Origin of the sequence: Nocardia sp. CA-120079, from assembly GCF_050955745.1 — a bacterium.
Taxonomy (GTDB): domain Bacteria; phylum Actinomycetota; class Actinomycetes; order Mycobacteriales; family Mycobacteriaceae; genus Nocardia.
This window is the reverse complement of sequence record NZ_CP192088.1, coordinates 1,073,896-1,096,566: the sequence shown is the minus strand read 5'-3', so window position 1 is coordinate 1,096,566 and position 22,671 is coordinate 1,073,896. Positions and strand designations below refer to the sequence as shown.

General features: G+C 64.3%; 20 protein-coding genes and 1 pseudogene. 7 read left to right on the top strand and 14 right to left on the bottom strand.

Annotation, left to right across the window (positions count from 1 at the left end):
- Positions 1-431 precede the first annotated feature (431 nt).
- The 5 genes from ACQPYR_RS05305 to mftA all read right to left on the bottom strand — a co-directional run bounded on the left by ACQPYR_RS05305 (position 432) and on the right by mftA (position 6,656).
- Positions 432-1,787 (bottom strand): GAF domain-containing protein, encoded by a 1,356-nt coding sequence (locus ACQPYR_RS05305; protein WP_433628260.1) that lies wholly within the window; start codon positions 1,785-1,787, stop codon positions 432-434.
- 130 nt (positions 1,788-1,917) lie between these two features.
- Positions 1,918-3,345: a mycofactocin dehydrogenase MftG gene (mftG, locus tag ACQPYR_RS05300; protein WP_433628257.1), complete on the bottom strand. Its 1,428-nt coding sequence runs from the start codon at positions 3,343-3,345 to the stop codon at positions 1,918-1,920.
- Between the two features lie 42 nt (positions 3,346-3,387).
- Entirely contained in the window at positions 3,388-4,788 is a 1,401-nt protein-coding gene (mftF, locus tag ACQPYR_RS05295) for a mycofactocin biosynthesis glycosyltransferase MftF (protein ID WP_433628254.1), read from the bottom strand.
- Positions 4,789-5,019: 231 nt separating this feature from the next.
- Positions 5,020-6,567, bottom strand: coding sequence for a mycofactocin radical SAM maturase (mftC, locus tag ACQPYR_RS05290; protein WP_433628251.1), 1,548 nt, complete (start codon positions 6,565-6,567; stop codon positions 5,020-5,022).
- Between the two features lie 14 nt (positions 6,568-6,581).
- Positions 6,582-6,656 (bottom strand): mycofactocin precursor MftA, encoded by a 75-nt coding sequence (gene mftA, locus ACQPYR_RS05285; RefSeq protein WP_245720762.1) that lies wholly within the window; start codon positions 6,654-6,656, stop codon positions 6,582-6,584.
- A gap of 310 nt (positions 6,657-6,966) precedes the next feature.
- Between mftA and mftR2 the strand changes: the two genes are divergently transcribed.
- Positions 6,967-7,593, top strand: coding sequence for a mycofactocin system transcriptional regulator MftR2 (gene mftR2 / locus ACQPYR_RS05280; protein WP_433628248.1), 627 nt, complete (start codon positions 6,967-6,969; stop codon positions 7,591-7,593).
- A gap of 127 nt (positions 7,594-7,720) precedes the next feature.
- Positions 7,721-8,776, top strand: a complete 1,056-nt coding sequence (locus ACQPYR_RS05275) for a 2Fe-2S iron-sulfur cluster-binding protein (RefSeq protein WP_433628245.1) — start codon at positions 7,721-7,723, stop codon at positions 8,774-8,776.
- A gap of 14 nt (positions 8,777-8,790) precedes the next feature.
- Here ACQPYR_RS05275 and ACQPYR_RS05270 read toward each other — a convergent pair whose 3' ends face one another.
- From ACQPYR_RS05270 to ACQPYR_RS05260, 3 genes are read right to left on the bottom strand one after another with little or no spacing between them, the layout of a single operon-like run.
- Complete coding sequence (locus ACQPYR_RS05270; protein ID WP_433628242.1) at positions 8,791-9,540, bottom strand: DNA alkylation repair protein; 750 nt, start codon at positions 9,538-9,540, stop codon at positions 8,791-8,793.
- On the bottom strand, positions 9,527-10,288 hold the full coding sequence (locus tag ACQPYR_RS05265; protein ID WP_433628239.1) for a glutamate racemase: 762 nt from the start codon (positions 10,286-10,288) through the stop codon (positions 9,527-9,529). The genes ACQPYR_RS05270 and ACQPYR_RS05265 overlap by 14 nt, the downstream gene beginning before the upstream one ends.
- A gap of 29 nt (positions 10,289-10,317) precedes the next feature.
- A complete protein-coding gene (locus ACQPYR_RS05260) occupies positions 10,318-11,517 on the bottom strand; it encodes an NAD(P)/FAD-dependent oxidoreductase (protein ID WP_433628237.1) in 1,200 nt (399 codons plus the stop codon).
- A gap of 309 nt (positions 11,518-11,826) precedes the next feature.
- On the opposite strand from ACQPYR_RS05260, the gene ACQPYR_RS05255 reads away from it, so the two are divergent.
- From ACQPYR_RS05255 to ACQPYR_RS05245, 3 genes are all read left to right on the top strand, one after another.
- A complete protein-coding gene (locus ACQPYR_RS05255; RefSeq protein ID WP_063037083.1) occupies positions 11,827-12,183 on the top strand; it encodes an SPW repeat domain-containing protein in 357 nt (118 codons plus the stop codon).
- Positions 12,184-12,188: 5 nt separating this feature from the next.
- Positions 12,189-12,812, top strand: a complete 624-nt coding sequence (locus tag ACQPYR_RS05250) for a TetR/AcrR family transcriptional regulator (RefSeq protein ID WP_433628234.1) — start codon at positions 12,189-12,191, stop codon at positions 12,810-12,812.
- A gap of 71 nt (positions 12,813-12,883) precedes the next feature.
- The gene (locus ACQPYR_RS05245) at positions 12,884-14,116 is read left to right on the top strand and encodes a lipase family protein (RefSeq protein WP_433635016.1); all 1,233 of its coding nucleotides are present in this window, start codon (positions 12,884-12,886) and stop codon (positions 14,114-14,116) included.
- On the opposite strand, the gene ACQPYR_RS05240 is transcribed toward ACQPYR_RS05245, so the two are convergent.
- Together ACQPYR_RS05240 and tuf (ACQPYR_RS05235) are read right to left on the bottom strand one after the other, a co-directional pair.
- Positions 14,113-14,922 (bottom strand): alpha/beta fold hydrolase, encoded by an 810-nt coding sequence (locus tag ACQPYR_RS05240; RefSeq protein ID WP_433628232.1) that lies wholly within the window; start codon positions 14,920-14,922, stop codon positions 14,113-14,115. The genes ACQPYR_RS05245 and ACQPYR_RS05240 overlap by 4 nt on opposite strands.
- Positions 14,923-15,056: 134 nt before the next feature.
- A pseudogene (gene tuf / locus ACQPYR_RS05235) lies at positions 15,057-16,115 on the bottom strand (elongation factor Tu); the annotation flags it as partial.
- Positions 16,116-16,205: 90 nt separating this feature from the next.
- On the opposite strand from tuf (ACQPYR_RS05235), the gene ACQPYR_RS05230 reads away from it, so the two are divergent.
- Both ACQPYR_RS05230 and ACQPYR_RS05225 read left to right on the top strand, forming a co-directional pair.
- A complete protein-coding gene (locus tag ACQPYR_RS05230; RefSeq protein WP_433628230.1) occupies positions 16,206-16,424 on the top strand; it encodes a hypothetical protein in 219 nt (72 codons plus the stop codon).
- Entirely contained in the window at positions 16,411-16,821 is a 411-nt protein-coding gene (locus ACQPYR_RS05225) for a type II toxin-antitoxin system VapC family toxin (RefSeq protein WP_433628228.1), read from the top strand. Before ACQPYR_RS05230 ends, ACQPYR_RS05225 begins: the two co-directional genes overlap by 14 nt.
- Positions 16,822-17,038: 217 nt before the next feature.
- On the opposite strand, the gene ACQPYR_RS05220 is transcribed toward ACQPYR_RS05225, so the two are convergent.
- The 4 genes from ACQPYR_RS05220 to fusA form a co-directional block, all read right to left on the bottom strand.
- Positions 17,039-17,467 (bottom strand): hypothetical protein, encoded by a 429-nt coding sequence (locus ACQPYR_RS05220; RefSeq protein WP_433628225.1) that lies wholly within the window; start codon positions 17,465-17,467, stop codon positions 17,039-17,041.
- A 131-nt stretch (positions 17,468-17,598) separates the two neighbouring features.
- Positions 17,599-18,876: a DNA sulfur modification protein DndB gene (locus ACQPYR_RS05215; protein ID WP_433628222.1), complete on the bottom strand. Its 1,278-nt coding sequence runs from the start codon at positions 18,874-18,876 to the stop codon at positions 17,599-17,601.
- A 259-nt stretch (positions 18,877-19,135) separates the two neighbouring features.
- On the bottom strand, positions 19,136-20,326 hold the full coding sequence (gene tuf, locus ACQPYR_RS05210; RefSeq protein WP_062983881.1) for an elongation factor Tu: 1,191 nt from the start codon (positions 20,324-20,326) through the stop codon (positions 19,136-19,138).
- Between the two features lie 115 nt (positions 20,327-20,441).
- Positions 20,442-22,544, bottom strand: a complete 2,103-nt coding sequence (fusA, locus tag ACQPYR_RS05205; protein ID WP_387294426.1) for an elongation factor G — start codon at positions 22,542-22,544, stop codon at positions 20,442-20,444.
- Positions 22,545-22,671 lie beyond the last annotated feature (127 nt).

Here is a 22,671-nt window from a genome sequence, read left to right as displayed (position 1 = left end):
CAGAGCCTCCTTGTTCGGCGTAAAAAAGCACGCCGAACGCATTCGGGCAGCACGAATAAGCCGCTGCGGCAACGCTGTTCAGCGTTGACACATGGCTTCGACGCCACCACAAGAAGATTCGGCGAATGCGCGGGGCATGACGACACCCGCGCGGGATCGAAACAGATTGCGCCCCGCGTGCGCCTAGCTCTCGAGCACTCCTCCAACGTCGCTGCCGCGGTGCGGGCGCCGCGGCGGTGTCAGCTACATCACACGGATGTGATCCGCATTGCGAACACTAGGCGCTTCGTTAATAAAAAGGAACTTTTTGCACTAAAAAAAGTTGGTCGGCCGTCCAGCGTGCTCAGCTGGGCCGACACAGCTGGGCAAAGCTGTGTTCGCGACCACAATTCGATCGCGGATGTGAGCCACAACACTTTCGGATGTGCAGACTATGAGCGCGAACGTTGCATCCGCGTTGCATCGGCGCCGAGCCGCCGATCGAGTACCCGAATTTTGGCCTCGATCTGCGCATACAGCGGTGAATCGCGATCTACGGTGGCCCGGTACACGACCCAGGCCGCGGCATCGTCGCGCCCTTCCGCACATGCGGTCCACCGACGCAGCACCGCGGCATCAGCGGAACCGAGCACCGCGGCGCGCAGCCGAACCCGAAGTTCATCGCGGATATCGATAATTCCCGGCGCGGTCGAGCGCGGCAGCACCGGACCCGCGTACAGGCGTAATGCGGTATCGACATCACCGGAATCGAGCGCGGCCCGCAGCGCCTCGATATCGGTTGCGATATGCACCCGCAACCGATAAGGGCGCGAACCGAATACGTTCGGGCCGACCACCGCGCGCAACCGCGACATGGCGGCGCGAATGGTGCCGTTATCCAGATCTGTGTCGTCGAGCAGCAGTGCGAGATGATCCGCGCCCAGCCCCTCCGGATGTTCGGCGAGCAGCAGCAGAATCTCGGCGTGCCGCTGCGACAACGGAACTCGATCACCCGCGACGCTCAGCAGCGGCTGTCCGAGCCCCAGCACATCCAGACCCATCCGCGCCGCGGCGATGTCACCGGTCGAACTCACCGCCCCGCGCTGACCAGCACGCATCGCGGTCAGCAGCAGATCCATTTCGGCCGCGGTCGAGGTCGCCTTCACCAAGGCCAGAATCTCCGGCTTCGCCACCCGCACGCCTCCGGCGATCATCAGCACCCCGACCAGCCTGCCGTCGGGATCGTGTACCGGCGCCGCGGCACCGGTGATCTGATGCATCCGGTGCAGAAAGTGTTCGGGCCCATGGATCCACGCGGCCCGTCCGGTGCGCACCACCAGGCCGACGGCATTCGTGCCGATGCGGCGTTCGCTGAGATCGTCGCCCGCGCGCAGACCGATTTCGGCGGCGGCATCGATCTGATCGGGATTGCCGTGCACCCACAGCACCCGGCCGAACTGATCGGCGACCGCGACGATCAAACCCGTTCTGGCCGTGTCCTGTACGAGCAATTTGTCGATCAGCGGCATCAATGCGGCAATCGGATGCGCGTCGCGGTAGCGCTGTAGATCCGCACCGCGCAGACCGCGCCCGTCGAGCGGATCCATCGGGTCGACGCCGCCGCGCACACTGCGCAACCAGGATTCGAGCACGACGGGACGCAGCAGACCGGCAAGCTGCGACAGCTGCTCGCCACCCGCGCTAAGATATCCGTGTGCTTGTGCGGCATAGGCTTCCAGTGCGCCGAGCTGAGTGCCGGGTTCGACGCCGTGCCGTGGGGGCCGCCCACCTGCAAGATTGCTGACCATTTGCCTTTCTTTCCGCCCCAAACTGTACCGGCGCGCATAACTCGGACAAGGGCGGTTGCCTTCGTTTGTCCGCCAGGTCACACCACATTCAGACCTCGCGCAAATGTGACCTACCCATCTTCCAGACCCCCTAGGTGAGGTATTCGGCGCCGCGTTCGGCGATCAGTACCGTCGTCGCCTGCGGACCGCGCCCCAGCGGCACCGGGACAACGGAAAGATCCACCACCGATAAACCGGTCGTGCCGTGCACGCGGCACTGCTCATCGACCACCGCACGCTCATCGTCCGCACCGCCCATTCGGCAGGTGCCCGACAGATGTTGCGAAGTAGCCAGATTCGCGTGCAGCCACGCGTCATCCGGTATCGATTCCGGCGGGCGCGCCATCGGTATCGCGTGCAATATCTCGCGCGCCGCGGTTACCGCCTCCCGCAATCGAATCCGATCCGCCGACTCCGATAAGTAGCGGTAATCGATGTGCGGCGGCACGGTCGGATCGGCGGAGCGGAGCCGGAGCACGCCTTCGGAATGCGGGCGCATGAGCGCCACACCCAAACGTTGGGTATACGGGGTAAACGTTACGGCGTACGGACGGATTTCGACATCGTCGAGTTCCAGCACATATTCCAGCGGGATGCCCACGACAGTCGAGTGCGACGGATCCGAGCGGTAGTCGATGCCGATCTCGGGGTGATCGCTGAAAGAGGCGCCGACGGGCGCGGGATGCACCACCGGAATATCGAGCGCCCGAAGTTGTTCCGGATCGCCGATACCCGAGCGCAGCAGCAGCGCCGCGGATTCGATCGCGCCCGCGCACAACACGATGCGATCCGCGTCGAGTGCACCCGGCTTGCCCTCGTGCACATAGTCCACCCCGATGGCGCGCGTGCCGTGGAAACGGATGCGGCTCACCAGTGCGGCGCCGGTCACCGTGAGATTCGGTCGCGCCAGTGCGGGTGCGAGATATGCCGATCCGGTGTCGACGCGCCTACCGTCCTCGATATTCCACGGCACCGGCCCGAAACCATTGGCCGGATCTGTGCCGGGCAGTGCGTTCAGGTCAGGTATTAGCGGCAGGCCGAGTGCCGTACATGCCGAGGCGAATTCGCAGCTCAGGGGCGCGGGAACAGCGGTGCGACGCACCGGTATCGGGCCTGTCGCACCGTGTCCCGGCTGGTCGCCGAAGTCGTGGTCGCGCTCGAGTCGGCGATAGGCGGGCAGCACCGCATCGAAGGACCAGCTGTGGAGTTCCTTACTCCACGCGGCGAAATCCGCGGCCGTCGCCCGCACGAAGTAGCCGCCGTTGACCGCACCCGATCCGCCGATCACCTTGCCGCGCACGATATTCCCGGTGACCGCGCCTGCCAACGTGACGGGATATCGCCACACCCACGGTGATTCGTGCCCGATCGGCATTCGAGTCGCATCGAGCAGTACCGCCGGATCGGCCGAGACCGGCCCCGCCTCCAGCAGCCGCACCCGATGCTCCGGGTCCGCGCTCAGCCGGGCCGCAAGCACACACCCGGCCGAGCCACCACCGATGATCAGTGTGTCGATCATCTACATCAGCTCATCGGGTGGTACAGCCATTACACGTTCGATTCAGCTCCGGGGTGTACTCGGCTCGAGCGATTCCAGGCTGCGCGCGCGGAATGCGCCGAGCCACAAGCCCGTTCCGTAGGCGATATCGTCCATCCGCTTGTAGGCCACGTAGCGGAACGGGTCGAGCCCGCCCGCGTCACGATGGGTGAACCAGTCGGCCAGACCGTCCGCCACCGCCATGGTGACCGCGATGCGCCGGACTCGCCGGGAAAGAATCATCGCCAACATGGTGACCGGCCAATAGTGCCGGCACATCGCCGAGGCCAGTCGCCAGATACCCGCGAAATAGCCGCGCGCCAGATAGATCGCCGCGATCCGGGTCGGGTTGTCCAGTCCGGTGAAGACCCGGCGTAGTCGGGCCAGCGCGGTCACCAGGGTGATGAGCCCGCCGAGCAGTCCCCACTTCGTCAGCGTGGCGAACAGCATGGTCGCGACCACCGTCCAGAACGGCACCGACAGCGGCGTGACCATGCCCGCATGCCGCTCGCCCAGCGGCGCGGCGCCGGTGCCGTAGAACAGCTTGCGACCGAACCAGGCGCGGAACGAGATTCGATGATCGTGCGCGACGTGCGCCGCAGGCTCATAGCGCAGCCGCCAACCCGCCTGCTCCAGCCGCCAGCACAGATCGACGTCCTCGGCCACCTGCATCGTCTCGTCGAATCCGTCCTGCGCGAGCAGCGCCCGGCGGCGCACCAGCATGGCCGCGCTCGGCACATACGAGACCAGCCCGCGCGACTGCACGGCCGATTCGCGCCGTCCGAGATCGAGCGAGGATCGGGTGTGCTCATAGCGCGCGAGCGCGTTCGACTCCGGATCAAGCGCGACGATCCGCGGCGCGACCAGCGCGACCTCCGGATCGCTGAAGTGTCCGAGCATCACCTCGAGCCAGCCGCTGCGCGGGACCACATCGGAGTCCAGGAAGGCGACGAAGTCGGTTGTCGCGGCCCGCAACCCGGCATTGCGCGCGGCGGCCGGGCCCTGTCTGCGGTCGTGGCGCAGCACGGTCACCCGGCAGCGGGTGCCGCGGTTGCGCGGGATCTCGACAGGCTGATCCGAACCGTCGTCGACGACGATCACATTGTGTCCGCGCAATGCCGCGAGCAATCGGGCGAGGCCGTCGGCATTGTTGTGCAGTGGCACGATCACGGTCACATCGTCGAGGGACGGCAGCAAGCGGGGGCGCGGATTACCGACGCCGGAGTCGAGCAGCCGTCTGGCAACAACGGCGGACTTCGGGCCGGTGACCTCGAGGTACCCGTCGCCGATCATCTCGGCGGCCTCCGGGGCAAGTCGCAGCAACCGGGCGGGTGAACCCCCGATCAGGATGCGTCCCCCGGAGTATGCGCGTACCCGTGGATCGATCCGCACCCCGAATCCGTCGGGTAGGCGATCGTGGCGCATTCCTGGCATGTTAGGCGGTGATTCGCGCATTGGCACCATCAGTCCGGAAAAAAGGACGGAATTTTGCACGAATCCGCCCGTGTGGCGCAAGAACTCCCGTCGAATCGTGTCTTCGGCGGGTCGCAAGCGACTCGCCGAAGGCAGCTGGCAACGCGAGGGCAATCATCGATTTGCCACTCGATAGCCATCGTCGATCAACGGGATAGCGCATGACTAGCTATCGGGCCGACATCAGTTCAGCGGACTTTCATCGCAGGCCCGCGCGGGCCGCCGCTCCGGCGAAAGGCGATCGGACGCGGGCCGAGATACCGACAGTGTCAGCGGAATCGGTCCCGACTTACGCGAGCCGGGTCGGCTCGGCGCAACGCGCCGGGAGTGGTCCACCGACGAACGTGGAATCATCCGCCCGGCATCGGCCAGCGCCGCCTCGCCGTAGCCCTGGACGCATTCCGGATCCGGTCCGTCGGCGGGCAGGCCGGTGAAGAACTTCGCCGCCATGCAGCCACCGCGGCAGGAGTCGTAGTGCGCGCAGCCGGAGCACGCACCGCCGCCGCTCGGCTCGCGCAGTTCGGCGAACAGGTCCGATTCCTGCCAGACGGTGCGGAAACCGCCGTCCGCCACCACATTTCCGGCGAGGAACTTGTCGTGGATGGCGAAGGGACAGGCATAGACATCGCCGAGTGGATCCACCAGACAGACCACCCGGCCCGCGCCGCACATATTCAATCCGGGCAGCGCCGAACCGAAGGCGGAGAGATGGAAGAACGAGTCGCCGGTGAGCACGCCCTCGCCGTTGCGCACCAGCCAGTCGTAAAGCACTCGTTGCTGTTCCGGCAGTGGATGCAGTTCGTCCCAAACATCGGCGCCGCGTCCCGAAGGCCGCAGGCGAGTCAAACGCAGTGTGGCGCCGTACTTGTCGGCGATCGCCTTGAACTCGTCGAGCTGGGCGATGTTGTGCCGGGTCGCGACCACGGAGAGTTTCGCGTCCGCGAATCCCGCGGCCGCCAGATTCTCCAGCGCCCTGATCGCCATGGCGTAGGAACCCGGTCCGCGCACGGCATCGTTGACCTCGGCGTCCGCGCCGTCCAACGAAATCTGTACGTCCACATAGTCACTGGCGGCCAAGCGCGCGGCGACCTCGGGCGTGATCCGAACTCCGTTGGTGGAGAACTTCACTCCGACATGGTGCGCGGTCGCGTAGTCGACGAGCTCCCAGAAGTCCGGGCGCACAGTCGGTTCCCCGCCGCCGATATTCACATAGAAGATCTGCATGCGCTCGAACTCGTCGATAAGCGCCTTGCACTGCTCGGTGCTCAGCTCGCGCGGATCGCGGCGGCCCGAGGACGACAGGCAGTGCACGCAGGACAGATTGCAGGCGTAGGTCAACTCCCACGTCAGGCAGATCGGTGCGGCCAAACCGTTTTCGAACTTATCGATCAGTCGCCCACCGGTGACGGCCGACGGCTGCCCGGCGAGCGGCAGCGGCGCGACCGCGGGGATCGGCGCACTACCCGGCGCGGCCTGCCTGATCATGTCGGAGTCGGCCAGCTGATCCAATGCCCGGACATACTGTCCGGCTTGGTCATCCGTGACGCCCGCCGCATGCAGGGCCGCGCGTGCCGAGACATGCGCGGGCAGCGACCGCACGATCTCGAGTATCCGGGGACTCTTCAGAAACGAGAGCTTGCGGGTGCCGAAGTGGTAGAGCAGCGCGCCGAAGGACTCCGGCCGCAGCGCCACCCGCGGATGCAGCTCCCATCGGGTATCGAGATCGAGCATGGTCGCAGCCCCCGTCAGTAGACGCCGCACATACCGTCGATGGAGACCTCTTCGATGAGGGTCTCCTCGACCAGCGGCGCTTCCTCGATCGAACGGGACTCGGCCGCCCCGATCCGTCCGGTGTTGTCGGTATCGGTGTGTCCGATGGATCCGTACTCCGGCATGCCTACCTCCGAGATGTGACCGGGTGCCGCGGCCACTGCTGTAGCCGTCATCACACAATAACGTCACGCGCTGACAAAATGGAACAGGGAATGCGCAGCTCCCGCTCAACGCCCGCACGGACGCACACCGACCTACTCACATCCGCGCGCTCTAGACTGCGGGTAGCAAGCAGCTGAACAGGACGTGACGGGCGATTCGACCCGCGGTGGTAGAGGTGGCATGGGAGTCGGACGAATGCAGACGAGCGGGGGCGGCGGCAATACGCTTTCGGAGTCCGAGATCGTCGAGGCCGCGTTGCGGGTGGTACGTGAGGACGGTGTGGAGAAGCTGTCGATGCGGCGGCTCTCCCGTGAGCTCGGCGTTTCCCCGATGGCGCCGTACTACTACGTCGCGGATAAACGCGAGTTGCTCGATCTCGTCGCCACCGCGGCGCTGACCGGAGTTCGCAAACCACCGGCCGATTCCGGACCGTGGCAGCAGCGGCTGCGCGATCTGATCGACCAGATCGATGAGAAGCTGCGCAAGCATCCCGGACTCGGCGATGTGCTGATCGAACAGATGCTCGGCAAACAGCTCGACCTGATCGCGGCGATCATGGAGATCCTGCTCGAGGCGGGTTTCAATGATCGCAATGTGCTCGCCGGGTACGCGACGATCCACACCTACCTGTTCGGCCGCCGTCGAGTGAATCCGCGGGAGCCGCAGCCGCTGGCGGATGTCGCACTGCCCGAATCGGTGGCACGAGCCACCAAATACATGCCCGACCTGCGCGGAAAGTACGCCTACGACTTCGGCATGGAGGTACTGATCGCCGGTCTCGAGGCCCAGCTTGTCCGTCAGCGCGATCCCGACGTACGATGAAACTGAAACACGTTCTAGTTTTGGTTCGGTTCGAGAGGACGGCAGGCGTGAGCGAGCGTAGCGAGCGAACCGAAGGCACAGCACCTTCGGTGGGCATGACGGAGCCGAGCGTCAGCGAGGCGCGGTCATGACCACCGTCGAGGTTCCACACGGTTCGCGTTCGGTCGTGCTGCGGGTAGCCGCGGTCATCACCGAGACGCCGGACACCTGTTCGCTGGTCTTCGATGTGCCCGACGACCAGCGTGCGCGTTTCAGTTATCAGCCAGGGCAGTTCCTCACCCTGCGCATCCCGAGCGATCTGACCGGTTCGGTGGCCCGGTGCTACTCGCTGGCCAGCTCGCCGTACACCGACGACAAACCCAAGGTGACCGTCAAGCGCACCGTGGGCGGCTACGGGTCGAACTGGGTGTGCGACAACGTCAAAGCGGGCGACACGATCGAAGTGCTGCCGCCCTCCGGCGTTTTCACGCCGAAGGATCTCGATGACGATCTGCTGCTGTTCGGCGCTGGCAGCGGCATCACGCCGGTGATGTCGATCTTGAAGTCGGCGCTGGCGCGCGGCGGCGGCCGAATCGTATTGATCTACGCCAATCGCGATCACGAGTCGGTGATCTTCGCGGGAGAGCTACGCGAATTGGCCGAGAAGCATCCGCAGCGGCTCACCGTGATCCACTGGCTCGAGCACCTGCAGGGACTCCCGACCGCCGACGGTTTGGCCGCCCTGGTCGAGCCGTACACGAGCTACCACGCGTTCATGTGCGGGCCCAAGCCGTTCATGGATCGGGTGCACGACGCACTCGCCCAGCTCGAGGTGCCGCGCTCACGCACCCACGCCGAAGTGTTCAATTCCCTTGCCGGAGATCCGTTCGCGGATCAGGCGCCGGTCGCGGTGACCGACGAGGAGGCGGCCGATGCGGCCACCGTCGAGGTCGAACTCGACGGCGAGGTGCACGAGTTGAAGTGGCCGCGCAAGCAGACTCTGGTCGACATCATGCTGTCGAAGGGTCTGGATGTGCCGTACTCCTGCCAGGAGGGCGAATGCGGTTCCTGTGCGTGCACGGTACTCGATGGCAAGGTCGAAATGGACAATGCGGAAATCCTCGATCCGGAGGATATCGAGAACGGCTATATCCTCGGCTGCCAGGCGCATCCGGTCACCGATCACCTGCGCATCCAATTCTGATCGGGCGCAGCCCTTTACAGCTGGCGATAGTGGATGCGTAAGGCGGGATCGAGCCGTTCGGTCGCGTAACCGAGTGCGGTGCGGCCCATTTGGGCCGCATGCTTGTCGAGGAAGCCGGTGAGCAGTCGCTCATCGATGCGCTTGCCGACCTCGCGCAGCATCCAGCCGAGCGCCTTCTGGATCAGATCGCGGCGGTCGTCGAGGAGTCGTTCGGCGAGTTCGAAGGTAGTCGAGGCATCGCCTGCCTTGATGAACGCGAAGGTCGTCAACAGTGCTACCCGACGTTCCCAGAGCGAGTCCGCGCGTGCGAGATCGAATACCAGGTCACGGGGTCGGTCTACTAGCCAGGGGCCGAGGATGTTTTCGGCGGATACGTCGACCAGATCCCAGTTGTTGACTCGGCCTCGGCGCACCGCGGCGAGGTAGAGATCGACCATCGCCGCTTGTGCATCGATATCGCACGTACGCGGTGCGGCCGCCTTGGCGAATTCGGCATTGAGGATGACCAGCGCGGCCAGCCGATCCTCGTGCACGGCACTGTCCAACAGGGTATCGATCTCGTCGAGCGGAAGTGCCGCAAAACGTTTCGCGATCGATCGGGTTACCGGCACGCGCACACCAAGGAAGACATCGCCCTCGCCGTACTCACCGCGCCCGGTCTTGAAGAACCGCTGCAGATGAATGGCATCGGCCGGATCGGCGACCTCGGCGAGCGCCGCATGCACGTCGGCGGCGGTCGGCAGTGCCGCGCTACCCCTGGGCACCCAGAATCCGCCCCGACTCGAAAGCCGCCGCACTGGTGGGCAATTCACCCGGCCGACCGCTGTTCAGCACCCGCACCTCACCATTGCCGGTCGTCGGCCGGTCGAGTGCCTGCATCCGCCGAATCGTCTGCGCCGCAACGGCTTGCGCACTGTCGAACAATCGCACGCCGTCCGGCAGTGCGGCCACAATGGCATCGATGACCAAGGGATAGTGGGTGCAGCCGAGCACCACACCTTCCACATCGTCGGGCGTCTGTTCGGCCGCGCGCGCAATCGAATCACGAGCAGCGACCAGATCACCGCGATCGATCGAATCCGCCAGACCATGGCAGGCGATGCCGACCACCTTCGCATCGCCGCCGAAGCGGGCGATCAGATCAGCCTGATAGCGGCTCGCCGTGGTCGCCGCGGTCGCCCACACCGCGACCGATTTGCATACCGCCGCGGCGGGTTTGATCGCGGGGACCGTGCCGACCACCGGAATCCCCGGCCCGACCTCGGCGCGCACCTCGTCCAGGGCGGTGACGCTGGCCGTATTGCACGGCAGCACGAGCACTTCCGCGCCGAGCCGCACCGAGCTCCGCGCGGCGTCGACCACCCGGTCGGTCACCCACTGTTCCGGCTTGGGCCCCCACGGCGCGCCATCGGGGTCCAACTGGAGTAGCAGGTCGACATCGGGCCGCAGCTTGCGCAGCCAGGCGGCCGTGGGCAGCAACCCCAGCCCGGAATCGATGAGCGCGACGATCACCCGACCACCGTATTACAACGGCACAATCGCTACGGCTGGGCGGCCTCGAGCAGGTCCGCGACCGGCGCACCGGCGGCGATCTTCGCGCGGACCTTCATCACCTGAGCGGTCTTTCCGGCGCCGACCACACCGGTCAGATTGCCGTGCTGCGAGTAGTAGGCGAGGAATTTGCGGCCGTCGTCGGAGACGATGTGGATCTCGTCATCAGCGCTCGGGGTGCCGAGCGCCTGGATCTTCACGTCGTACTGATCGCTCCAGAAGTACGGCACCCGTGCCGCGGTCGGCAGTTCCGCGCCCAGCAGCGCACACGCCAGCAGCCGCGCCTGCTCTCCGGCATTGGTCCAGTGCTCGACGCGCTTGCGCTGCCCGGTCTCGTGCAGCCAGGCCGACACATCGCCGACCGCCCACACACCCTCGACCGAGGTGCGTCCCATCTCGTCCGCGAGGACACCACCACCGGCCGATGGTTCGGCGAGTGCGATACCGGAGTCGGCGAGCCATTCGGTGACCGGCCGTGAACCCACACCGATGACCACCAGATCAGCGGTCACCTCGCTACCGTCGGAGAGCCGGGCGCCGCGCACTCGATCGTCAACGGAGAGGAAGGTGTCCAGGCCGATATCGCAGCGCAGATCCACGCCCTCGTCACGATGCATGCGCGCGACCAGCGCACCGATCTCCACGCCGAGCACCGAGGCCAGCGGCGTCGGCTGCGGTTCGACCAATACGACCTCGACGCCACTGGCCCGGAAGCTCGCCGCGAGTTCACAACCGATGAATCCGGCCCCGACCACCAGGGCGGTACCCGCACCGGACAATTCGTCGCGCAGTGCGGCGGCGTCGGCATAGCCGCGCAGGACATGCACGCCCTTCAGATCGGGCAGCCCGGGCAGGCGGCGCGGCCGCAGACCGGTCGCGATGATCAGCTGGTCGTAGTCGAGCGTGCCGCCGTCGGCCAGGCGCACCTGGCGCGCGGCGGTGTCGACGGCGACCGCCTCGGTATTCAGCCGCAGGTCGATCTGCTTCTCGTCGAAGAATTCGGCGGGGCGCAGGGTGGTGTCGTCGGTTTCGCCGCGCACGAACTGCTTGGACAGCGGCGGGCGATCGTAGGGCAGCCGCGACTCCTCGCCGACGAGGAGCAACTCACCCTCGTACCCGGCCCGGCGCAATTCCTCCGCCGTGCGCAAACCGGCAAGACCGGCTCCGATGATCACAATCGGCGCGTTCATGCATTTACCTCGCTGCGCTCGGCTCCGGCATGACCGGGCCACCCGGCTCTGTTCATGGTTCGCTCGCTGCGCTCCCTCACGCGGCCTTCCCTTCGTAGTGCCTGGCAGGCGCCGGGTCGAGTTGGCATCCGTCACCGAGGTGACGCAGCTAACCCTAACCTTTGCTTGGGCGCGAATCGCCGTGAGGGCCGTCACTCCGCACGACCCGACCTATCGGTGCGCAATCGTGTCCACACCTCTATTGATCGGGCGGTCAATCAGAGTTAGATCTGAGTAGGGAGAACAATTCAGAGCCTGAGGAGGCACCCCATGTTCACCGAAAGTCGCGCGCAGGACTTCCTGGCCGTTGTGCTGGGCGTCTTTACCGCGCTGTCACCCCTGTGGGTGACCCACAACGACAACGCCATGTGGACGCTGATCGTGCTCGGCGTACTCATCGCCCTCACCGGCCTGGCGCAGATGTACCGAGCGAGCCTGACGGCCGCCGACTACGCGATGGGCCTGTTCGGCGCGTTGCTGTTCATCTCCCCGTGGGCGATGGACTACACCGACTACCGGGGCGCATCCTGGACCGCATGGGTAGTGGGCGTAGTGACGGTAGTGGTCGCGGTGGCGGCGCTGCCGACGGTGTCGGGCCGGTTGCACGACATGGCGCCGCATCACTGATGCAGATGCCTAAAGCCCGGCGAGGCGGGCGTCGTCGTAGCGCGAAAGTCGACGGCGACGCCCGTCAGCTCATTCTCGATGCCGCGGAACGACTCTTCGCGGCACAGGGATTCGACGCGACCGCGACAGCGGCCATTGCCGAGGGCGCCGGTGTCCCCAAGGGTCTGGTCTTCTATTACTTCCCCACCAAGGATTCGATCCTGTCCGCACTGATGGCCGAGCGGGTGCCCGCCCAGCCGATCGCCGATATCGGCACCGTGGTCACACCGGGCGATCCGGCGGCCAGTCTGATCAATCTCGATGCCGCGCTCAATCTGCGCGATCACCATTCGTCGGTGCTGCGCGTGATCATGTGGCGCGAGGCCGATACCCATCCCGACGTGCGCCGGCAATTACGCCGCCTGCGCGATCAACTGCTCGACCTCACCGCCCGGGTGCTGCAGGCCAGCGCGCCCGGCCCGGTCCAGCCCGGCACGTTGCGCGCGTGTGCCGCAGCCTGGGTTTCGGCGATGTTCGCCATTGCCAGCAGCGATCGGCTGCATGCGCTCGACGGACTGCCGCTGCCGACGGCGGATGAAATCTGCAATGTCGCCCAGGTTGTCGCGGCGGGTATGACCCAGCTCGGCTGAGCACCGAAATCTGAAATACTCGTGTTCTCAATACGAGTCCACGCTGCGTGATACAAGTTCCAATTGTGGAGATCAATCGAATCATTCGAGATCTCACCGGTCTCGCGACGCGCGCAGTGCTTGTCGGCCTGCTGGTCGGCGCTTCGACGACAGTCCTGGGCGGAATCGAGGCCCAGGCCGCACCGATTTATCCGGATCCGGATCCAGACCCTTTCTATGCGGCGCCACCCGATCTGGCGAACAAGAACCCGGGAGACGTCCTCGCGACGCGGCAGTTGCCGCCGTTATTGATCTTTCCCGATACCACCGTCACGCTGATCGAATTCCGTTCGACGAATTCCACCGGCCAACCGATCGCGGCGACGACCACGGTGCTGACACCGCGCTCACATCAACCCGATGGGCCGGTGCTGTCCTATCAGCACATCATCAACGGCCTCGGGGCGAAGTGCGCGGTTTCCCGCGTGCTGTACACCTCCGATCCGAATCTGCAGGTCCGCGAGGCGATATTGCTCAACGCCCTGCTGCTGAGCGGGTGGAGCATCGCGCTGCCCGATCACCTGGGACCGACCTTCGCCTACGGTGCGGCCCGGCTCGGCGGCCAGATCACCCTGGACGGAATTCGCGCCGTGCGTCGGGTCCCCGAACTCGCAGCCGCGCGCAGCCGGATCACGATGGCCGGATATTCCGGCGGCGGTATGGCCACCGCGTTCGCCGCCGCGATGGCGCCGAAGTACGCACCGGAACTCGAGATCGCCGGCGCCGCGACCGGTGGCGTCCCGATGAATCTGGTGAAAATGCTGGAGGCGGTCGACTTGAATCCGCATCCGGCATTCGGACTGCTGATGGCGGCCGCTATCGGACTGGAACGGGAATATCCGGACCGTTTTCCGATCAGCAATTATCTGAACACACGCGGTGTGGCGGCACGCAAGGCCATCGCCAACGGCTGCACCAATGAAATCCTCACCACCGGCGCGGGACACAGCGTCCGGGATTACGCGAGCAGTATGACGATGATCGGTGACCGCAACGCCAGAGCCGTGGTCGAGGAGAACAGTCTGGAACTGTTCGACGGAATCCCGAAAATACCGATATTCGAATGGCATTCGCCCAGTGATCCGCTCATCCCGACCGATTCGATCCTGAATGTCGACCGCCGCTACTGTGCGGCCGGAGTGCCGCTGCAGGCCGAACTCACCTACGCCCCCGAACACCTGAGTGCCGCCATCCTCGGCATCCCCTCGGTGCTGTCCTGGCTTGCCGCGCGCTTCCGCGGCGAACCGCCGCCGAGCAACTGCTAGTCGGCGAGAAAGGCGACGACGTCGGGAACGAACCGCTTCACGACCCCGATATGGGTTGTTTCCGGGTAGATGATCAAGTGCGAGTCCGGGATTCCGTCCGCGGTACGACGGAAGGTCTCGGTGCTGTAGGCGCCGTCGCGGTCGCTGCCGAGGACGAGCGTCGGCGCGGTGATATCGCCGAGCCGACCGGCGAGGTCGAAAGCATCCTCGGCACGGATGAAAGCCAGTGTGTCCGCCGGATTCTTCGGGCGCGCAAAGGGATCGACCAACCACATACCCGCCGCGGCAATGCGCTGCGCGATCGGCGAGGTCGAGCCGACGGCGGCCATATGGTGCAGTGCGCGCCTACCCGCATAGGCCGCCTCGCCGTAGGCCAGTTGCGCCGCGCGGGTGGCATTTTCCAGGGTGTAGCCAGATGAGGCGATGATCAGCCTGCGCACCGCGGCAGGTCGATCCGCCGCGAGTTGCAGCGCAAGCGATCCACCCGAGGAGACACCGAGAACATCGACAGGCGTACCGAATTCGGCCCGCAGTGCGTCCGCGTGCTCGGCGGCGATATCGGCCATCGTCGTCCCCTCGGCCATACCGGGCGCGCGGTTCACCGCATACACCCGAAAATGCGCCGCGAGCGGTGCCAGCGTCTTGATTTCGGACTGCCGCATCCACCCGGTCGGATTGGCATGATCCGGGGTGAACCAGCGCAGGAATACCAGCGGCCGCCCGGCTCCGAGCGCGAGATACGGCATGCCGTGCACCAACGTGCCCTCGGTGACGTCGAGCGCGCTGGCCAGCGCCGAACTCCTCATGGCATCCTCCGATCAACCGGTCTTTACCCCCTTTTGCCCGACGTTAACCAAAGTGGCGATGGCGGCCTGACCCTCGAAATGCCGAACGGCGCCGCCCCTTTCGGAGCGACGCCGTTCGAAAGCGATTCAGGGAATCACTTGATGATCTTCGTGACGCGACCGGCGCCGACGGTGCGGCCACCCTCGCGGATCGCGAAGCGCAGACCCTCGTCCATGGCGACCGGCTGGATCAGCTTGACGGACATCTCGGTGTTGTCACCGGGCATGACCATCTCGGTGCCCTCGGGCAGGGTCACAACGCCCGTCACGTCCGTGGTACGGAAGTAGAACTGCGGACGGTAGTTGTTGAAGAACGGGGTGTGGCGGCCACCCTCGTCCTTGGACAGGATGTAGGCCTGACCCTCGAACTCGGTGTGCGGGGTGGTGGTGCCCGGCTTCACGACGACCTGGCCACGCTCGACATCTTCGCGCTTGATACCACGAACCAGCAGACCGACGTTGTCACCGGCCTGGCCCTGGTCGAGCAGCTTGCGGAACATCTCGATACCGGTGACGGTGGTCTTGGTGCTCTTCTCGCGGATGCCGACGATCTCGACTTCCTCGTTCACGTTGATCACACCGCGCTCGACACGACCGGTGACGACGGTGCCACGACCGGTGATCGTGAAGACGTCCTCGACCGGCATCAGGAACGGCTTGTCGGTCTCACGAACCGGGTCCGGGATGGACTCGTCGACCGCGGCCATGAGCTCGAGCACCGACTCGGTCCACTTCGGGTCGCCCTCGAGCGCCTTCAGACCGGAAACGCGCACGACCGGCGCTTCCTCGTCGAACTCCTGCGAGGCCAGCAGCTCGCGGACCTCCATCTCGACGAGTTCGAGGATCTCGTCGTCGTCGACCATGTCGGCCTTGTTCAGCGCGACCAGGATATAGGGCACGCCGACCTGACGGGCGAGCAGCACGTGCTCACGGGTCTGCGGCATCGGGCCGTCGGTCGCGGCGACCACGAGGATGGCACCGTCCATCTGCGCCGCACCGGTGATCATGTTCTTGATGTAGTCGGCGTGACCCGGCGCGTCGACGTGTGCGTAGTGGCGCTTCTCCGTCTGGTACTCGACGTGGGAGATGTTGATCGTGATACCACGAGCCTTCTCCTCCGGCGCCTTGTCGATCTGATCGAAGGCGAACGCCGCATCCCGGTTCCCTCTCGCAGCGTTGGCTGCCTGCCGCCGGCTCGCCTGGACCTCAAACCAGGGAAAGGCTGTCTATCGTAGAATGTGCCTGTGACCGCTGCGCGCGACTACTCCGAGCTTCACACACTCATCGACCAACTTGAGCCCCAGCAGGCCGATGAGGTGCGGCAGCATGTGCTGCGGCTGGTCCGACCGAAATCTGACCGATTCTCAGTCCTCCGAACGTTCGATGGTCCTGCGACTGACCTCGGCGCGCGCGCCAAAGACGTTCTGCGTGACGAGATCGGTCGAACTGATGCTGATCGTTGACACTGGTCCACTCGTCGCTTACCTGAACCGCCGCGACACCGACCATGCTCGATGCGCCGAACTGCTAGGTAATCGGACAGACGAACTTCTGGTCACACCGTACGTAGTAACCGAGGCGTGCTATCTGATCTGCAAGTATGTGGGCCCGACCGCGGAGACGAACATCATCGAAGCCCTTGTCGCCGGTGACCTTACCCAAATCGATATAACGGCTGCCGACTTGACCCGGATGGCCGAGTTAATGGCCCAATACCAAGGATTCCCACTCGGTGTCACCGATGCGTCGGTAATCGCAGTATCCGAACGTCTCGGCCTGACCGAGGTCGCCACGCTCGATCACCGCCACTTTCACGCGATCACGCCCCGCCATACAAGTGCGTTCAAGCTGCTGCCCTGAGCACCCGAACCTCAGCCGCCACATTCCCATCGCAGGCGGACATGCCAAATGCACCTGGCCAGTTCCAATGAAGGGCACCCGAGCCCGGTGCTGCTCGGTCTGCCGCTGAGGAGCACTTGGTTGGCGAATCAGCACTCTCGGCAGGAGGTGAGGGGTTGGACGGATCCAGATCATCAGTGCTGTGAACGACTTTCGCCTCAATCGTCAGCGACCATGGCTATCGATTCACACGGTCTCGACGAAAATTGTTTTGCGGCGCGCGGACTCGCCTACTCGGCCATGCCACATCAGGCCGGTAGAGAAGACCCTGATCCTTGTCGATCAGACCATGGCCGCTCTTGATAGCTTCATGACGCGAATCTGCATCGATAATCTGAGCTAACGCATTCGAATGCTCAGGTCGTCGTGTTGCTTCCATCAGGAGCTCTCGATAGGGCCGACCTTCCAGATAGCTCAAGACAAGAGCAAGCGATGTAAGCGCAGCGGTAATGAGAATCAGCGCAACCAACACGACGAGTAGCCCAAGCGATTGACCATTCCCCGCGCTTCGTTGAGCAACCATCAACCCGACGTTGGCAATCCCAACCATACTGGTGGCGGTCCCGACACCAACCGCGGTTCGTCTTATCGAGGCCTTCATGCTCATGCGCACCACGCTCGAGTGACCGATGTGTGAAGGGATCCGCCAAATGTTGACAGTGAAAGCACGCTGATTCTCTTCCGCAAGGTTTGAGGAAAGGCCGCGGGCGCCTCGGCGCGGCCAACAGCTCAGTGTCTTCAGTCGATGGTCGGCGCCTGAACGCCCAGGCGACCACGAATTCGGTCGAACGACTGCGACGCCGTATCTTCAAGTGCAGTTGCCGTCTTCGAACCGTTGTCTTTGACACCGCCAGCGAGCGACAGCGCTCCCGTCGCCGTGGTCTTGCCAGCGATACCATCCCAAATGGCGGGCCTGCGTGCCCAAACCACATCCGCGAGAAGAAATTGCAGGTCCTCGATCGACCGGCGGGGTTCATCACTCCACGGCATGCACCGATGGGCAACCGCCCCTAGAGCGGCGAGCACCGCGGGCGCTGCGATGACCGTCTCAGTTCGGTTGTAGAACGCCTCTGCGAAGTGCCGGAACAGCACCTCGGCAACCCTCGCAATTGCGGACTCAACCTCTTCCTTGCCATAACCGTTCGGAAGATCATCTACGGTAACCGCGCCGCTGGTCTTCTCAAATCCGGGTCGCCCGAAGAGCGTCGTGACCGTGAAGGATCGAAGTGTCGACAACGTCAACCACTCAGGATCGCTGACCTTCAACTGCCTCTTATTCGTCGAAACCAACGACTTGAGCGGAACAGCATCACCAGTCAGCGCATTGGGCACCGTCACGCGTCCCATCAGTCCGAACGTGATGCTCGTTGCAGCATCATTCGAGTCAGAGTTGAGAGCGACGTTCTTGTTCGGAATGACACCGAGCAGGTTTCGGTCATGGAAGATCTGCCGAGCGGACGCCAACGAGATCCCGTGATAGATCTCAACGCAGACCACTCGCGAATTGACCTGATCGCGTATTATGCCATAGTTTGCGGGACTCTCCGCCAGGTGAATGTGTGCGAGATGCTGCGTCTCGGCGTCCATCAGCACACCGCTGGCATCGAACGGCAGATACGCGATGTGGTCCGTACCAAATGGCCCATCGGCCGAGAAATGCTCCAATTCATCTGGAATCCACAACGCAAACGGTGGAGTCGCCCAAGCTTCACCGCGCACGCCCCTGAGTCCATCCGCGATGTAGCGTGCGTAGTCCTTTGCGTTTTCACGCTTCTTGGTCCCCTGGATCATCCGCTGGATCTCGTTTCGGATCTCTGCTTGTTCCCGTTCGGCCACTGACAAGTACGGCAAGGCCTTAGGATCCTCCGCCCGACGCGGATCGGGAACAATCCGAGACAGGTGCGCCCAACTGATTGTGGCGAACGACAAATGGTCCCTTACCGGCATGACCCGAATCGGCTGCCCCTTACCAACCTGTACATGCGTCGCAAAGGTGCCGCTGACCGCTTCAGACAACTCCGCTCCTAAGTGCGGGGAGCTCAACGCTCCGTACTGATACAGAGAACTCCAGAAGAGTACAGCCGCGGATAGCAAATCCGCAAGCCGCGGCTAGCTGTCAGCGCGCTATCAATCCCCCGCGGGTGAATCTTCTCTATCCGCGGATAAACCGCCCGTATGGTTTCTGATCTACACGACCCAGCGACGATCGATCAATGGCTGCAAACAGAAAGGGCCGTTCCCCAAAGGGGAACGGCCCTTTCAGTAAAAGCGAGTCTTACTTGATGATCTTCGTGACGCGACCGGCGCCGACGGTGCGGCCACCCTCGCGGATCGCGAAGCGCAGACCCTCGTCCATGGCGACCGGCTGGATCAGCTTGACGGACATCTCGGTGTTGTCACCGGGCATGACCATCTCGGTGCCCTCGGGCAGGGTCACAACGCCCGTCACGTCCGTGGTACGGAAGTAGAACTGCGGACGGTAGTTGTTGAAGAACGGGGTGTGGCGGCCACCCTCGTCCTTGGACAGGATGTAGGCCTGACCCTCGAACTCGGTGTGCGGGGTGGTGGTGCCCGGCTTCACGACGACCTGGCCACGCTCGACATCTTCGCGCTTGATACCACGAACCAGCAGACCGACGTTGTCACCGGCCTGGCCCTGGTCGAGCAGCTTGCGGAACATCTCGATACCGGTGACGGTGGTCTTGGTGCTCTTCTCGCGGATGCCGACGATCTCGACTTCCTCGTTCACGTTGATCACACCGCGCTCGACACGACCGGTGACGACGGTGCCACGACCGGTGATCGTGAAGACGTCCTCGACCGGCATCAGGAACGGCTTGTCGGTCTCACGAACCGGGTCCGGGATGGACTCGTCGACCGCGGCCATGAGCTCGAGCACCGACTCGGTCCACTTCGGGTCGCCCTCGAGCGCCTTCAGACCGGAAACGCGCACGACCGGCGCTTCCTCGTCGAACTCCTGCGAGGCCAGCAGCTCGCGGACCTCCATCTCGACGAGTTCGAGGATCTCGTCGTCGTCGACCATGTCGGCCTTGTTCAGCGCGACCAGGATATAGGGCACGCCGACCTGACGGGCGAGCAGCACGTGCTCACGGGTCTGCGGCATCGGGCCGTCGGTCGCGGCGACCACGAGGATGGCACCGTCCATCTGCGCCGCACCGGTGATCATGTTCTTGATGTAGTCGGCGTGACCCGGCGCGTCGACGTGTGCGTAGTGGCGCTTCTCCGTCTGGTACTCGACGTGGGAGATGTTGATCGTGATACCACGAGCCTTCTCCTCCGGCGCCTTGTCGATCTGATCGAAGGCAAAGCTCTCGTTCAGATCCGGGTACTTGTCAGCCAGCACCTTGGTGATCGCTGCGGTCAGCGTGGTCTTGCCGTGGTCGACGTGACCGATGGTGCCGATGTTGACGTGCGGCTTCGTCCGCTCGAACTTCGCCTTCGCCACTTGGTGTCCTCCTGGACTTGTTGGTGCGTGCAGTTGCAGCAGTGCGGTTTACATATTGGGGGTCGTGCATGACTCCCGGCTGATAGGGGCAAGTCTTGCACCTGCCCCCATCGACTTATTCGCCGGTCGCCTTGGCGATGATCTCCTTCGACACGTTGGCCGGAACCTCCGCGTACGAATCGAACACCATGGAGTAGTTCGCCCGGCCCTGGGTCTTCGACCGCAGGTCACCGATGTAACCGAACATCTCCGAGAGCGGAACCAGCGCCTTGACGACACGGGCACCACTGCGTTCCTCCATGGCCTGGATCTGGCCACGGCGGGAATTCAGGTCGCCGATCACATCGCCCATGTAATCCTCGGGCGTGATGACCTCGACCGCCATCAGCGGTTCGAGGATCACCGGACCGGCCTTACGGGCCGCTTCTTTCAGGGCCTGCGAGCCGGCGATCTTGAAGGCCATTTCCGACGAGTCGACGTCGTGGTAAGCGCCGTCGAGCAGCGTGACCTTCAGGTTCACCAGCGGGTAGCCCGCGAGCACACCGTACTGCATGGCATCCTGCGCACCCGCGTCCACCGAAGGGATGTACTCGCGGGGCACGCGGCCACCGGTGACCTTGTTCTCGAACTCGTAGGTCGCGCCGTCCTCGCCGACGAACGGCTCGAGGGCGATGATGACCTTCGCGAACTGGCCGGAGCCACCCGTCTGCTTCTTGTGGGTGAACTCGAGCTTCTCGACCGGCTTGGTGATCGTCTCGCGGTAGGCCACCTGCGGCTTGCCGACGTTCGCCTCGACCTTGAACTCGCGCCGCATGCGGTCCACGAGGATGTCGAGGTGCAACTCGCCCATGCCGCCGATGACGGTCTGGCCGGTCTCCTGGTCGAGCTTGACCGAGAAGGTCGGGTCCTCTTCGGACAGACGCTGGATCGCGGTGCCCAGCTTCTCCTGGTCGGACTTGGTCTTGGGCTCGATGGAGACCTCGATGACCGGGTCCGGGAAGGTCATGGACTCGAGCACGATCTGGTTCTGCGGATCGCACAGGGTGTCACCGGTGGTGGTGTCCTTCAGGCCGATGACCGCGTAGATGTGACCCGCGACGGCCTCGGTGACCGGGTTCTCCTTGTTGGAGTGCATCTGGAACAGCTTGCCCAGACGCTCCTTCTTGCCCTTGGTCGAGTTGATGACCTGGGCGCCGGAGTCGACCTTGCCCGAGTACACGCGGACGTAGGTCAGCTTGCCGAAGAAGGGGTGCACGGCGATCTTGAACGCCAGTGCCGAGAACGGCTCGCTGGTGTTCGCGTCGCGGTGGATGATCTCCTCTTCCTTGCCCGGGACGTGGCCGTCGGTGCCACCGTCGTCCAGCGGGGTCGGCAGGTAGTCGATCACGGCGTCGAGCATGGGCTGCACGCCCTTGTTCTTGAACGCCGAACCGCACAGGATCGGGTAGAGCTCGGAGTTGACCGTCATCTTGCGGATGGCGCCCTTGATCTCCTCGATCGAGAGCTCCTCGCCACCGAAGAACTTCTCCAGCAGCGCCTCATCCGATTCGGCGACGGTCTCGAGCAGCTCCTGGCGGTACTGCTCGGCCTTCTCCTTCAGATCGGCCGGGATCTCTTCGATCTCGTACTTCTCGCCGAGCTTGGTCTCGCCCTTCCAGACCTTGGCGTGCATCTCGACCAGGTCGACGATGCCCTCGAAGGTGTCCTCGGCGCCGATCGGGAGCTGGATGACCAACGGCTTGGCGCCGAGACGGTCCTTGATGGTCTGCACGGTGAAGTAGAAGTCCGCACCGAGCTTGTCCATCTTGTTGACGAAGCAGATCCGAGGCACGCCGTACTTATCGGCCTGACGCCACACCTGCTCGGACTGCGGCTCGACGCCTTCCTTGCCGTCGAACACCGCAACGGCGCCGTCGAGCACGCGCAGCGACCGCTCCACCTCGACGGTGAAGTCGACGTGCCCGGGGGTGTCGATGATGTTGATCTGGTTGTCGTTCCAGAAGCACGTGGTGGCCGCGGAGGTGATGGTGATACCACGCTCCTGCTCCTGCTCCATCCAGTCCATGGTGGCGGCGCCATCGTGGACTTCACCGATCTTGTAGGTGATGCCGGTGTAGAAGAGGATGCGTTCAGTTGTGGTCGTCTTGCCCGCATCAATGTGGGCCATGATGCCGATGTTGCGGACCTTGTTCAGGTCGGTGAGCACGTCCTGTGCCACGGAAATCTTCCCCGCTCGTAGCTAGTTGGGATTTTCGGGGACGACCCTGTGGTCGTCTCTATGTCAACGCCGGAAGCGGCAGGTAAGTGCCGCTTTCCGACTGTGCCTCCCGACCCAGAAAACGACG